Genomic DNA, 12,640 nt, shown 5'->3' with positions numbered 1-12,640 from the left:
GCGCCACCCCAGCGCCGCCCCCGAAAGGCAAAGATCGTGCGCAGACTCCTCCTCGCGGCCACGGCCGCCCTGGTCCTTCCCCTCGCCGCGTGCGGCGCCGACTCCGACGACTCCTCCGAGGCCGCCGCCGACTGCGTCCCTGGACTCGACGGCTCAGAGCTGGTCGCCGAGGGCAAGCTCACCATCTCCACCAACGCCACGCTACCGCCCATGCAGTACGTCGACGAGAACGACGACATCGTGGGCATGCGCGTCGACCTGGGCCGGCGGATCGCCGAGGAACTCTGTCTCCAACCCGAGTTCGTCAACGTGCCGTTCGACGCCCAGATACCCGGTCTGCAGGGCGGCAGGTGGGACATGATCGACACGGGCATGTTCTACACGCCGGAGCGCGCCGAGACGATCCGTCTCGTGCCGTACGAGATCCAGGGCGTGGCCGTGTCGGTGCCCGGGGGCAACGCGCGGGGTGTGAGCTCCCAGGACGACCTGTCGGGGATGACCATCGGGGTCGAGGCGCCCGGCTACGAGTACGACACGTTGGAGGCCCTGAACGCGGAGTTCGCGGCCGACGGCAGGCCCGAGATCACCATCCAGACCTTCCAGAACAACGCGGACGCCTACCAGGCGCTGTCCGCGGGACAGGTCGAGGGCGTCGCCATCGTCGAGTCGGTCACCAGCTACTACCAGGAGGACGGCCGGTTCGAGACGGCCGTCACCGGCATGAACGAGGCCCCGCTCGCGCTCGGCTTCCAGAGCGAGGCGACCGCCGAGGCCGTCGCCGACGTCATGAACCAGCTGAAGGACGACGGCTACCTGGACGAGCTGTTCGACGAGTACGGGGTCACGCCGTACGCCGGCCCCATCGAGGTCAGCACAGGACAGCTGGCGGCCGGGTGACGCGGGCCGAGCGAGAGGGCGAACGTCATGTGGTCATGGGAGGCGTTCTTCGACTTCCTCACCAGCCCCCGGCTGCTCCAGGGCGCCTGGACGACGGTGTGGCTGACGGTGGTGAGCATGTCCCTCGGGCTGCTGCTCGCCGCCCTGGTGGCCTGGGGGCGCGCCTCGGCGCACCGCCCGCTGCGGATCCTGACCGGTGGCTACGTCTGGCTGTTCCGTGGGACGCCGCTCCTGGTGCAGCTGGTCATCGTCTACACCGGGCTGCCGCAGCTGGACATCCGTCTCGACGTCGTCACGGCGGCGCTGACCGGTCTGGTGCTCAACGAGGCGGCCTACCTGTCGGAGATCGTCCGCTCCGGGTTCCTGGCGGTGCCGCGCGGCCAGGTGGAGGCCGCCCGGGCGCTCGGCATGGCGCCCGGCAGGGTGTTCCGGGTCGTGCTGCTGCCCCAGGCGCTGCGGGTGATGGTCCCGCCGCTCGGCAACAGCTTCAACGGGCTGCTCAAGACCAGCACCCTGGTCTCGGTGATCTCCGTCGAGGAGCTGCTGCGGCGCACGCAGTTCGCCGTCCAGACCAACTTCCGCGTCCTGGAGGGGCTGACCGCGGCGGCCCTGTACTACCTGGCGATGACCACCCTGTGGGACCTCTTCCAGCGCTGGCTCGAGGCGCGCGTCAACCGGGGCCACGCGCCGCGGCCGGCGCGCGTCGACGCCGGGCGGGCGACGCCGCGGCGGTTCGGGAAGGAGCTTCGATGAACGCTTCGACGAACAGCGGGACCGGGGCCGGTCGGCCGGTGGTGGTCGAGGCCGCGGACGTCCACAAGTCCTACGGCGCGGTCAAGGTGCTGGACGGCGTCGACCTGACCGTGCGCGAGGGCGAGGTCGTCCTCGTCCTCGGCCCCTCGGGCGGCGGCAAGAGCACCTTCCTGCGGACCCTCAACCACCTGGAGCACATCGACTCGGGCACCATCCGGGTCTGCGGCGACCTCATCGGTCAGCGGGACCGGGGCGGCCGGCGGGTGCCGTTGCCGGAACGCCGGACCGCCCTCCAGCGGCGCGCGATCGGCATGGTCTTCCAGCAGTTCAACCTGTTTCCCACCATGACGGCCGCGGAGAACGTGATGGCCGGTCCGGTCCACGTGCACGGTGCCGACCGGGCGGCGGCCAGGGCGGACGCGTTGGAGCTGCTGGAGACGGTGGGGCTCGCCGACAAGGCGGACAGCTATCCCGCGCTGCTCTCCGGCGGCCAGCAGCAGCGGGTGGCGATCGCCCGCGCGCTGGCCATGAAGCCCAGGGTGATGCTCTTCGACGAGCCCACCTCGGCGCTCGACCCGGAGATGGTCACCGAGGTGCTCGACGTGATGGTCCGGCTGCGCGCCGAGGGCATGACGGTGATCGTCGTCAGCCACGAGATGGGGTTCGCGCGGGCGGCCGCCGACCGCGTGGTGTTCCTCAGCGAGGGCCGGGTCCTCGAGGACGGCCCGCCCGACGCCTTCTTCTCCGCGCCCCGTCACGAACGAACCCGCCGGTTCCTGAAGAAGATCCTGTGAGGCGGAACCCTGTGAGGCGTAGATGAACAGCCGAACCAGAAAGAGCCGTGGCGGGGACGTGGGCCGGCCCGTCGTCCGGACCGTGGGCGTTGTCGTCGACGGGGTCCCACACGAGGTGTGGGCCGGGCAGACGGTGGCCGCCGTGCTGGTCGGCGCCGGCACCTGGGCGCTGCGCAGGAACCCGGTGACGGGTGAGGCGCGCGGCCCGTTCTGCGGGATGGGGGTCTGCCTGGAGTGCGAGGTGACGGTCGACGGCCGCGCCGCGGTCCGCGCCTGCCTCGAGCACGTGGCCGAGGGCATGGAGATCAGGACGGCCGCGCATGGCTGAGCACGAGACGGCGGTGGACGTGGCGGTGGTGGGTGGTGGCCCGGCCGGGCTCTCCGCCGCGCTGACGCTGGCGGAAGGCGGGCTGCGGGTCGCGGTCGTCGACGAGGCGGGGGAGCTGGGCGGCCAGTACTTCAAGCGCCGGGCCGAGCCGATCGCGGCCGCGCTCGGCGACTTCCGTCCCGAGGGGACGGTTCTCGTGCGGCGCGTGCGCGACGCCGGCGTGCGCTGCCTGACGCACACCCTCGTCTGGGGCGCGTCGGATGGGGCCGGGACCCTGTTCACCAGCGATGTGCGCACCGGGGCCCCCGGGCGGGTCACCGCGCGTCGCGTCGTCGTCGCCACCGGCGCGATCGAGCGCGCCGGGGCCTTCCCCGGTTGGTCGCTGCCCGGGGTGGTCACCCCTGGCTTCGCCATGCACCTGGCCACCATGGACCGGACGCCGGTCGGCCGGCGGGTGGTGCTCGCCGGGACCGGCTCCTTCCTGCTCCCCGTGGCCCGCGCCCTGATTGAGGTGGGGGTGCGGGTGGTGGAGCTGCTCGAGTACAACCACCCCTACCGGCCACGCCCCGCCGCGCTCGGCGCGCTGCGCCACCCCGCGCGCCTGCGGGAGGCGGCCGGCTACCTGCTGGCGCTCGCCGGGCACGGGGTCCGCGTCAGGCAGGGCTGGCGGGTGCTGGCCGCGCACGGCACCCCGGGCGGGGACCGGGTGCGCGCCGTCGACATCGGCCCGGTCGGGGGGCGGGTGGCGCGACGCGTCGAGGTGGACGCGCTGTGCGTCGGTTTCGGGTTCCGGCCGAGCACCGAACTGCCGCGGCTCCTCGGCTGCCTGACCCGTACCGACCCGGCCTCCGGCGAGGAGTTGCCGGTGGTCGACCGTGCGGGCGCCACCTCGGTGCCCGGCGTCCACGTCGTCGGCGAGGCGGCCGGTGTCGCCGGGGTGCACGCGGCCCTCATCCGAGGGAAGCTCGCGGCCTACCGGGTGCTCGGCGACCTGGGCGGCGCGCCGGTGCCGGCCCGTCGGCTGACGGCGGCCGGGCGGCGGGCCCGCGCGCTCGACCGCTTCGCCGCGCTGAGCGAGCGGCTCTACCCCGTGCCGCCGGAGCTGGCCACGTCGCTCGCCGACGAGACGCCGGTCTGCCGCTGCGAGGGGGTCACGGCCGGCGAGGTCCGGCGGGCGGCCGAACGCGGCTGGAATGACCCGCAGAGCGCCAAGGGCGCGACGAGGGCCGGCATGGGCCCGTGCCAGGGACGGGAGTGCGGCCACCTGGTGGCGGCACTCGCCGGTCGGGCCGGCGGCGCCCGCGCCTTCACCGCCCGGATGCCGTTGCGGCCGATCCCGGTCGCCACGGCCGCGGCGCTCGACGACACCGGCCGGCTCGATGCCGGACCGACCGCCGAGGAGGACGCGTGACCGGGCCGACGACGGCGCCCACGTCGTCCCGCTCCGTCCGCGGCCGAGCGTCCTCGGCCGACGTGGTGGTCGTCGGCGCCGGCATCCTGGGGGCCGCCGCCGCCTTCCACCTCGCCGAGGCGGGCCACCGCGTAGTCGTCCTGGAGCGGGGCGCGCCCAATCGCGAGGGCTCGGGAACCACGGCGGGCAACCTGCACATCCAGGCCATCCACACGCGCCGCCCCGGCCAGGAGGTGCCGGTGGACAACCGGCGCTTCCTGCCCCTGCAACGCCGCGCCTCAGCCCTCTGGGCGACGGTCGAGGAGCGCCTCGACGCGGACGTCGAACTGCGGCGCAGCGGCGGTCTGATGGTCGCCGAGACCGCCGAGCAGGAGCGGGAGCTGCGCGAGAAGTGGGACCTCGAGCGGGCGGCCGGCATCGCCACCGAGGTGCTGACCGGCGAGGAGGCCAGGGCTCGGCTGCCACTGCTCTCGCCCACCGTGCGGGCCGCCACCTGGTGCGGACTCGACGGGTACGCCAACCCGCTGCTCATTACCCCGGCCTATCTGACGGCCGCGGTCAGGCACGGCGCCGAGGTGCACGCCTTCACGCCCGTGACGGCCGTCGACCGGCGGCCGGGCGGCGGCTACGTGGTGCGGTCCGGGGACCTTGGCTGGGTCACGCCTGTGGTCGTGGACGCCGCTGGCCCGTGGCTCGGCGAGGTCGCGGCGCTCGCCGGGATCCCGCTCGGGATGTCGCCGGTCGTCATCCAGATGCACGCCACCGAACGCGTGCGGCCGGTCCTGCCGTATCTCGTCCAACACATCGGCGAGGGCCTGTCGGTCAAGCAGGTGAGCGCGGGCAACGTCCTGATCGGCGGCGGCTGGCCGGCCGACCGGCACGAGCTCGGCGGGCGCGGCCGGGTCAGCCCCTCGAGCATGGTCGGCAACCTCGCGCAGGCGGGCCGGGTGCTGCCGTTCCTGGCCGGGCTGCGGCTGCTGCGGGCCTGGGCTGGCCCGCTCGCCGCCACGCCGGACGAGATGCCGGTCATCGGCGAGGTGCCGGGACACCCGGGCTTCCTGGTCGCCGGCGGCACCTACGCGTTCACCTTCGCACCGCTGTGGGGCGAGACGCTGCGCGACCTGGTCGCCGGCGACCCGCCCCCGGAACCCGTCGACGACCTGGGCCCCGGCCGGCTGCTGCGGCGCCCCGGCCGGTCCCCGGAACCGATCCGTCAGACCCGCTCGAAGAGGAGGTCCACCCCATGAGCACGCTGCGCATGTTCGTCAACGGACAGGCGATGTCCGGCGGCAGCCTCAACGACGCGCTGCGCCAGGCGCGTTTCGCCGGTGCCGCGCACACCGCGGCCGAGTACCGGTTCTTCTCGGTCAGGGACGAGTTTCCCGGGCTCCATCCGGTGCCGACCGGCGGCGCCGCGATCGCCGGGGAGGTGTACGAGGTGGACTACGAGGTGCTGCGCGACCGGCTGCTGCCCAGGGAGCCGCCGGAGCTCGAGCTCGGGGTGATCCGACTGGCCGACGGTTCCGGCTCCTTCGCGATGCGGATGCGGGCGAGCGCGCTGGACGCGCCCGGGGTCGTGGACATCACCCGGCACGGCGGCTGGCGTGCCTACCTCTCCTCGCTCCCCCCGCTCGACACGCCGCCGGGCGCGTCGGGTGACGACGCCTCAGGTGACGGCGAGGTGGCGCGGTGACCGGCGCGGAACCGATCGACCTGGTGGTGCGCGGCGGCACCGTGGTCAACGCCGACTGGCGCGGCCGGGTCGACGTGCTGGTCGGCGGCGGGCGGATCCTGGGCCTGGTGGAGCCGGGGAGCTGTCAGGCACCGGCCGGCGCCCGCGAACTGGACGCCCACGGCCGACTCGTGCTGCCGGGCGGGGTGGATCCCCACTGCCATGTGGGCTTCACCTCGGGTGAGTTCACCTCGCTCGACGACTACCGGCAGGCCACCACGGCCGCGGTCTTCGGGGGCACCACCACGATCGTGGACTTCGCCATCCCCCGCCCCGGCGAGCGCCCGGCCGACGCGGTGGCGGCCCAGCGCGCGAAGGCCGACCAGGGTCTGTGCGACAGCGCGCTGCACGCGTGCGTCGTGGAGTGGGACGCCTCCGTGCCAGAGCAGCTGCGCGGCCTCGTCGCCGACGGCGTGGTCACGGTCAAGATGTTCACCACCTACCGCGGCGAGACCATGGCGGACGAGCGGACCATCCTCAACACGATGACCTGCCTGCGCGACCTGGGCGGCATGGTGGTGGTGCACTGCGAGGCCGACCACATCATCACCGACGTCCAGGAACGCGGCGCGGCGGCCGGCGCCATCGACGCGGGACACCACGCCGAGACCCGCCCCGAGCTGGCGGAGACGGCGTCCGTGGCGGAGATCCTGGCGGTGGCCGAGTCGGTGGCCGCGCCGGTCTACTTCGTCCACCAGTCGACGCCGGAGGCCGTCGACCTGGTCACCCGGGCCCGGGACCGGGGCGTCCTGGCCTACAGCGAGGCGGTGGCCCACCATCTGGTGCTCGACGACTCGGCCTACGCGGGGCCACACCCGGAACGGTTCGTGTGCTGCCCGCCGCTGCGATCCCCGGACACCGTCGCCGGGCTGCGCTCGCGGGTCGCCAGACGGCGGGTGACCACCATCGGCAGCGACCACTGCTGCTACGACAGCGCCCAGAAGGAGTCGACGCGCCACGACGTGCGGGCGATGCCGAACGGGCTGCCCGGGGTGGAGACCCGGATGCCGGTGCTCTTCAGCGAGCTGGTGGTCGGGCGGGGGCTGCCGGCCGAGCGGTTCGTCGAGGTGCTGTGCGCCAACCCCGCGCGGCTCAACGGCCTCTACCCGCGCAAGGGCGTCATCGCGCCGGGCGCGGACGCGGACCTCGCGCTGTGGGACCCGTCGACCACACGTGAGATCCGGTCGGCCGAGCTGCACATGGCCACGGACTACACCCCGTACGAGGGCAGGCGGGTCACCGGTTGGCCGACCACGGTGGTGGTCGGCGGACGGGTCGTCGTCGCGGACGGCCACCTGGCCGACCCCACTCCGCGCGGCCAGCACCTCCGTTCCGCTCCGCTGGCCAGGACCCTGCTCTGCTGAGGTCAGCGTTCCTCGCCCGGCGGCTTCGGACCGTTCTGAGGGTTCGCACGGTTCGGCGGGTTCGGCGGGTTCGGCGGGCCGGCGAGGATGTTGCCGAGGCGGCGACCCACCCGGTTCCACCGCGCGTCGTGGCGCCGGGCCCGCCGCTCCGCCCGCGCGGCCAGCCGCGGGCGCTTCCGGTACAGCCACCGCGCCCACCGCGACTCGGGTCGCGCCAGCCGCAGCGCGCCGACCAGCGCCACCGGCGGCAGCAGGACGCCGAAGACGGCCAGCACGTACTTCCCCTTGAGTACCACCACGGCCACGAGCGCCAGGGTGCCGAGCACGGTCGTCACCAGGTTGAGCCTGATCAGCCGCTCCTCGGGGCCCGTCTGGTCGATGCCGAGCGGCAGGAAGCCGGTGAGCAGCATCCCCGCCACCGCCGCCGTCAGGACCACGGCCTCGACGCTGCGCCGGCCCTGTTCCGACCAGTAGACGTCGTGCAGGTAGAGGATCAGCGCGAACTCGTCGAGCACGAGCCCCGCGCCGATCCCGAAGACGACCGCCGTGACGGCCCCGACCCAGCTCTCGGTGCCGGCGGCCACCGCGCCGAAGCCTCCGGCCAGCATGAGCACCACGCCCGGCACCACGTGGTGCACGTGTTGCCCGCCGGCCGAGACGTCGTGGAACGGGCCGCGCCCGGCTCTGATCAGCCGCGTGATGCAGCGGGTCACCAGGAAGGTGACGACGAAGGCCACCAGGGCGAGCAGCAGCGGCAGTTTCCCGGGATCGACGATGTTACGAGTCCACCAGTGCACCATGACGTCCCCAGCCTCCGGCGCTACGCTGCGGTCCGATGAACGCCACGCCGCCCGGGGGGCCGAGGATCACGATCACGGACGGGCCGCGGTTCGCGCTCGGCGCGCTGACCGTGCTCCCGGTGCGCGGCGTCCGGTGGGATCGGGCGGCGGCCGGGGTGGGGATGGCCTGGGCGCCGGTCGCGGGGCTCGTGGTGGGGGCCGCGGCGGCGGCCGTCGCCTGGTTCCTCGGCGCGCTCGACGCGGGGCCCGCGCTGACGGCGGTGCTGACCGCGGCCGTGCCGGCGACGCTCAGCCGTGGCCTGCACCTGGACGGCCTGGCCGACGTGGTGGACGCGTTGGGCAGCGGCCGGCCGGCCGGCGAGGCGCTGCGGATCATGAAGCGTTCTGACATCGGCCCGTTCGGCGTGGTGACGCTGGTCTTCGCGCTGGCCGCCCAGGTCGCGGCGTTGGCGGAGGCGGCGAGCCCGCCGGCGGCGGCGCTGGTCGCGGCCCTGGTGTCGCGGGCCGCGCTGACCTGGGCCTGCCGGGCCTCGGGGCCGCCGCCGGCGCGTCCCGAAGGGCTTGGCGCCACCGTGGCGCGGGCGGTGCCGGTGCCGGCCGCGGTGCTCGCGGTGGCCGCGGCCTGCGCGGTGGCGGCCGGCGTCGGGGCGGCGGCGGACGGGCTCGCCGGCGCGCTCGCGGCGTGTTGCGCGGCGGTGCTCGCGCTGAGCGCGGCCGAGGCGCTGCTGCGCCACTGCCAGCGCAGGTTCGGCGGCGTCACCGGGGACGTGTTGGGCGCGGCGGCCGAGGTGGCGGCGACGGTGGCGCTGGTGACGCTGGCCGTGACGACGGGCTGATCGACACGGGGCGTAGTCTTCTGGCGAATGCCGGGCATCAGGGCGGGGCGGCGCCCGCCCCGCGTGGACAGTGACGACGACGAGGAACACCAACACAGTGACTGCACTCACCCTCAGCAATCTCGCGGCGACCGCGGTGCCGGCCGACGCCGTGGTCATCGGGCTCGCCAAGGGCGAGTCCGGGCCGGTCATCGCGCCCGGCTCACCGGCGGCGGCTGCCGTCGACGCCGCCTTCGACGGCGGTCTCGCGGCCGCCCTGAGCACCCTCGGCGCCAAGGGCGACGAGGAGGAGATCACCAAGCTGCCGGCCCCCGAGGGGCTGCCGGTGCCGCTGGTGGTCGCCGTGGGCCTGGGCGCCGCGCCGGAGTCGGGCGCCGACTACCGGGCCGAGACGCTGCGCCGGGCGGCCGGCGCGGCGGCCCGCGCGCTTGCCGGCTCCGAGCACGCGGCGTTCGCGCTGCCGGTGGGCGGCGTGGCGGGGATCGCGCCGGTGGCCGAGGGCGCGCTGCTCGGCGCGTACGCGTTCACCGCCTTCCGCGGCCGCGACTTCTCGGGCGCCGACAGCGGCCCGCTCTCCCGGGTCACGCTGCTCGACGCGGACGCCGGCGACGAGGCGCACGCGGTGGCCGCCGAGCGCGCGCTGGTGCTGGCCGAGGAGGTCGCCAGGGCCCGCGACCTGGTCAACACCCCGCCCAACGCGTTGAACCCGGCCGACTTCGCCGCCCTGGTGGAGACGGCGGCCGCCGAGTACGGCGTCGAGACGCAGGTGTTGGACGAGGAGCAGCTGATCGCCGGCGGCTACGGCGGCCTGCTCGGCGTGGGCCAGGGCTCGGCCGCGCCGCCCCGCCTGGTGCGGGTTGGCTACGCGCCCGATCCGGAGGGCGCCCCGACGCTGGCGCTGGTGGGCAAGGGCATCACCTACGACTCGGGCGGCATCTCGCTCAAGCCGGCCGGCCACAACGAGACGATGAAGTGCGACATGAGCGGCGCGGCGGCCGTGTTCGCCACGGTGCTGGCCGCCGCCCGGCTCGGGCTTCGGGTGAACGTCACCGGCTGGCTGGCGCTCGCCGAGAACATGCCGTCCGGCTCGGCGGTCCGCCCCGGCGACGTGCTGACCATGTACAGCGGCAAGACGGTCGAGGTGCTCAACACCGACGCCGAGGGCCGTCTGGTGATGGCGGACGCGCTGACCAGGGCGTGCGAGGAGTCGCCCGACGCGCTGGTGGACGTGGCGACGCTGACCGGCGCGATGGTGCTGGCGCTCGGCAAGCGCACCTTCGGCGTGCTGGGCAACGACGACGCGTTCCGCGACCTGGTGCACGAGACGGCCGGGCAGGCCGGCGAGCAGTCCTGGCCGCTGCCGATGCCGGCCGAGCTGGCCGAGGGCCTCAAGTCGCCGGTGGCCGACCTGGCCAACGTGGGCGAGCGGATGGGCGGCGGTCTCTCGGCCGGCCTCTTCCTGAAGGAGTTCGTCGCGGACGGGGTGCGCTGGGCGCACCTGGACATCGCGGGGCCGGCGTTCAACGAGGGCGGGCCCTTCGGTTACACCCCCAAGGGCGGCACCGGATCCGCGGTGCGCACCCTGGTGCGTCTCGCGGAGCGGGCCGCCGGCGGCGAGCTGGCCGGCTGACCCGGACGGGCCCGGGGCCGGGGTGCCGGCCGCCGGGGCAGGGCCTCGGGCCCGTCCTCCGTCGCAGCGTGCAAAGATGGTGTCCCGGCAGGACAGGGCCGCGGCTCACCCACCAGGAGAGCCACACCACGCCGCCACCAGGCGGCACCGGAACCCGCCGGCCGGTCACCGTCGACCGGCCGCGGGCGAAAAACCCCATCTTGGAGGAACGTGACGTGGCGAACGACGCCAGCACCGTTTACGACCTAGTGATCCTCGGTGGCGGCAGCGGTGGCTACGCCGCGGCCCTGCGGGCGTCCCAGCTGGGTCTGGACGTCGCCCTCATCGAGAAGAACAAGCTGGGCGGCACCTGTCTGCACAACGGCTGCATCCCCACCAAGGCCCTGCTGCACGCGGGCGAGATCGCCGACGCGGCCCGCGAGGGCTCCGAGTTCGGCGTCAGGAGCACCTTCGACGGCATCGACATCGCCGGGGTGCACAAGTACAAGGACGGCGTGATCTCCGGCCTCTACAAGGGCCTGCAGGGCCTGGTGGCCTCCCGGAAGATCACCTATGTGGAGGGCGAGGGCCGGCTGTCCTCCCCCACCAGCGTCGACGTCAACGGCCAGCGGTACACCGGTCGGCACGTCGTGCTGGCCACCGGCTCGGTGCCGAGGTCCCTGCCGGGCCTGACGATAGACGGCGACCGGATCATCTCCTCGGACCACGCGCTGGTCCTCGACCGGGTGCCCAAGTCCGCGATCGTGCTGGGCGGCGGCGTCATCGGCGTCGAGTTCGCCTCGGTGTGGAAGTCCTTCGGCGCCGACGTGACCATCGTGGAGGGCCTGCCGCACCTCGTCCCCGTCGAGGACGAGAACAGCTCCAAGCTGCTGGAGCGCGCCTTCCGCAAGCGCGGCATCAACTTCTCCCTCGGCTCCTTCTTCAAGGGCGCCGAGTACACGGCCGACGGGGTGCGGGTCACCCTGGACAACGGCAAGACCTTCGAGGCCGAGGTGCTGCTCGTCGCCATCGGCCGCGGCCCCGTCTCCCAGGGGCTCGGCTACGAGGAGGCCGGGGTCGCCATGGACCGTGGCTTCGTCCTGGTCGACGAGTACTGCCAGACCAACGTGCCGACCATCTCGGCCGTGGGCGACCTCATCCCGACCCTCCAGCTGGCGCACGTCGGCTTCGCCGAGGGCATCCTGGTGGCCGAGCGCCTGGCCGGCCTGAAGCCGGTGCCGATCGACTACGACGGCGTGCCGCGGGTCACCTACTGCCACCCGGAGGTGGCGTCCGTCGGGATCACCGAGGCGCGGGCCAAGGAACTGTACGGCGCCGACCAGGTGGTCACGCTCAAGTACAACCTCGCAGGGAACGGCAAGAGCAAGATCCTCAAGACGGCGGGCGAGATCAAGCTCGTGCGCGTCAGGGACGGCGCCGTCGTCGGCATCCACATGGTCGGTGACCGGCTCGGCGAGCAGGTCGGCGAGGCCCAGCTGATCTACAACTGGGAGGCGCTGCCCGCCGAGGTGGCCCAGCTGATCCACGCGCATCCGACGCAGAACGAGGCGCTCGGCGAGGCCCACCTGGCCCTGGCCGGCAAGCCGCTGCACTCTCACGACTGACCTGGCCGCGTTATCCCAGAGCGCGCATGACCATTTGCCACTTTTCGTAAGGAGCAACAGAAACCATGGCGGTTTCCGTAACCCTTCCGGCGCTCGGCGAGAGCGTGACCGAGGGCACCGTCACCCGCTGGCTGAAGTCCGAAGGCGAACGCGTCGAGGCGGATGAGCCGCTGCTCGAGGTCTCGACCGACAAGGTCGACACCGAGATCCCCGCGCCCGCCGCCGGCGTGCTGACCTCCATCAAGGTCGGCGAGGACGAGACCGTCGAGGTGGGCGCCGAGCTGGCGATCATCGACGACGGTGCCGGCGCGCCGGCGGCCGCTCCGGCGCCCGCCGCCGAGGCGGCCCCGGCGCCCGAGCCCACCCCGGCACCCGCGCCGCAGGCCGCGGCAGCGCCCGAGCCCACGAGACGCTCAAAAAAAAAAAAAGAAATTGTGACAAGTCCTAGAATTTTAGATGAGATGTCAAAGGACTTAAATGATAAGTATTAA

General features: G+C 73.8%; 12 protein-coding genes and 1 pseudogene. 12 read left to right on the top strand and 1 reads right to left on the bottom strand.

The window, feature by feature from the left end; all coding sequences use genetic code 11:
- Positions 1-36: 36 nt before the first annotated feature.
- The 8 genes from E1265_RS23700 to hydA all read left to right on the top strand — a co-directional run bounded on the left by E1265_RS23700 (position 37) and on the right by hydA (position 7,279).
- Complete coding sequence (locus E1265_RS23700; RefSeq protein ID WP_132933022.1) at positions 37-897, top strand: ABC transporter substrate-binding protein; 861 nt, start codon at positions 37-39, stop codon at positions 895-897.
- A gap of 27 nt (positions 898-924) precedes the next feature.
- A complete protein-coding gene (locus E1265_RS23695) occupies positions 925-1,650 on the top strand; it encodes an amino acid ABC transporter permease (RefSeq protein ID WP_132933021.1) in 726 nt (241 codons plus the stop codon).
- Positions 1,647-2,444, top strand: coding sequence for an amino acid ABC transporter ATP-binding protein (locus E1265_RS23690; protein ID WP_132933020.1), 798 nt, complete (start codon positions 1,647-1,649; stop codon positions 2,442-2,444). The genes E1265_RS23695 and E1265_RS23690 overlap by 4 nt, the downstream gene beginning before the upstream one ends.
- Positions 2,445-2,526: 82 nt before the next feature.
- Positions 2,527-2,772 carry a (2Fe-2S)-binding protein gene (locus tag E1265_RS23685; RefSeq protein WP_243741055.1) on the top strand — a complete coding sequence of 82 codons (246 nt, stop codon included), beginning with the start codon at positions 2,527-2,529 and terminating at the stop codon, positions 2,770-2,772.
- Entirely contained in the window at positions 2,765-4,183 is a 1,419-nt protein-coding gene (locus E1265_RS23680) for an NAD(P)/FAD-dependent oxidoreductase (RefSeq protein ID WP_132933018.1), read from the top strand. Before E1265_RS23685 ends, E1265_RS23680 begins: the two co-directional genes overlap by 8 nt.
- Positions 4,180-5,430 carry an FAD-dependent oxidoreductase gene (locus tag E1265_RS23675; RefSeq protein WP_132933017.1) on the top strand — a complete coding sequence of 417 codons (1,251 nt, stop codon included), beginning with the start codon at positions 4,180-4,182 and terminating at the stop codon, positions 5,428-5,430. Before E1265_RS23680 ends, E1265_RS23675 begins: the two co-directional genes overlap by 4 nt.
- Positions 5,427-5,876 carry a gamma-glutamylcyclotransferase gene (locus E1265_RS23670; protein WP_132933016.1) on the top strand — a complete coding sequence of 150 codons (450 nt, stop codon included), beginning with the start codon at positions 5,427-5,429 and terminating at the stop codon, positions 5,874-5,876. Before E1265_RS23675 ends, E1265_RS23670 begins: the two co-directional genes overlap by 4 nt.
- Positions 5,873-7,279 carry a dihydropyrimidinase gene (gene hydA / locus E1265_RS23665; RefSeq protein WP_207931180.1) on the top strand — a complete coding sequence of 469 codons (1,407 nt, stop codon included), beginning with the start codon at positions 5,873-5,875 and terminating at the stop codon, positions 7,277-7,279. The genes E1265_RS23670 and hydA overlap by 4 nt, the downstream gene beginning before the upstream one ends.
- A gap of 2 nt (positions 7,280-7,281) precedes the next feature.
- Here hydA and E1265_RS23660 read toward each other — a convergent pair whose 3' ends face one another.
- Complete coding sequence (locus E1265_RS23660; RefSeq protein ID WP_132933015.1) at positions 7,282-8,079, bottom strand: hypothetical protein; 798 nt, start codon at positions 8,077-8,079, stop codon at positions 7,282-7,284.
- Between the two features lie 35 nt (positions 8,080-8,114).
- On the opposite strand from E1265_RS23660, the gene E1265_RS23655 reads away from it, so the two are divergent.
- From E1265_RS23655 to E1265_RS23640, 4 genes and pseudogenes are all read left to right on the top strand, one after another.
- Positions 8,115-8,915: an adenosylcobinamide-GDP ribazoletransferase gene (locus tag E1265_RS23655; protein ID WP_132933014.1), complete on the top strand. Its 801-nt coding sequence runs from the start codon at positions 8,115-8,117 to the stop codon at positions 8,913-8,915.
- Positions 8,916-9,012: 97 nt separating this feature from the next.
- Positions 9,013-10,545 (top strand): leucyl aminopeptidase, encoded by a 1,533-nt coding sequence (locus E1265_RS23650; RefSeq protein WP_132933013.1) that lies wholly within the window; start codon positions 9,013-9,015, stop codon positions 10,543-10,545.
- A gap of 215 nt (positions 10,546-10,760) precedes the next feature.
- Positions 10,761-12,149, top strand: a complete 1,389-nt coding sequence (gene lpdA, locus E1265_RS23645; RefSeq protein ID WP_132933012.1) for a dihydrolipoyl dehydrogenase — start codon at positions 10,761-10,763, stop codon at positions 12,147-12,149.
- Positions 12,150-12,214: 65 nt separating this feature from the next.
- Positions 12,215-12,553, top strand: a pseudogene (locus E1265_RS23640) (biotin/lipoyl-containing protein); the annotation flags it as partial.
- Between the last annotated feature and the right edge of the window lie 87 nt (positions 12,554-12,640).

Origin of the sequence: Streptomyces sp. 8K308, from assembly GCF_004348315.1 — a bacterium.
Classification (GTDB): domain Bacteria; phylum Actinomycetota; class Actinomycetes; order Streptomycetales; family Streptomycetaceae; genus Streptomyces.
Note: the sequence above shows the minus strand (reverse complement) of the source record. Positions and strands in the feature narration are given on the sequence as shown.

What these genes read in the sequence shown, in the direction of transcription:
- E1265_RS23695 (WP_132933021.1), top strand. Translation starts at nt 925, where the DNA reads ATGTGGTCATGGGAGGCGTTCTTCGACTTCCTCACCAGCCCCCGGCTG.
- E1265_RS23690 (WP_132933020.1), top strand. Translation starts at nt 1,647, where the DNA reads ATGAACGCTTCGACGAACAGCGGGACCGGGGCCGGTCGGCCGGTGGTG.
- E1265_RS23680 (WP_132933018.1), top strand. Translation starts at nt 2,765, where the DNA reads ATGGCTGAGCACGAGACGGCGGTGGACGTGGCGGTGGTGGGTGGTGGC.
- E1265_RS23670 (WP_132933016.1), top strand. Translation starts at nt 5,427, where the DNA reads ATGAGCACGCTGCGCATGTTCGTCAACGGACAGGCGATGTCCGGCGGC.
- E1265_RS23660 (WP_132933015.1), bottom strand. Translation starts at nt 8,079, where the DNA reads ATGGTGCACTGGTGGACTCGTAACATCGTCGATCCCGGGAAACTGCCG.
- E1265_RS23655 (WP_132933014.1), top strand. Translation starts at nt 8,115, where the DNA reads ATGAACGCCACGCCGCCCGGGGGGCCGAGGATCACGATCACGGACGGG.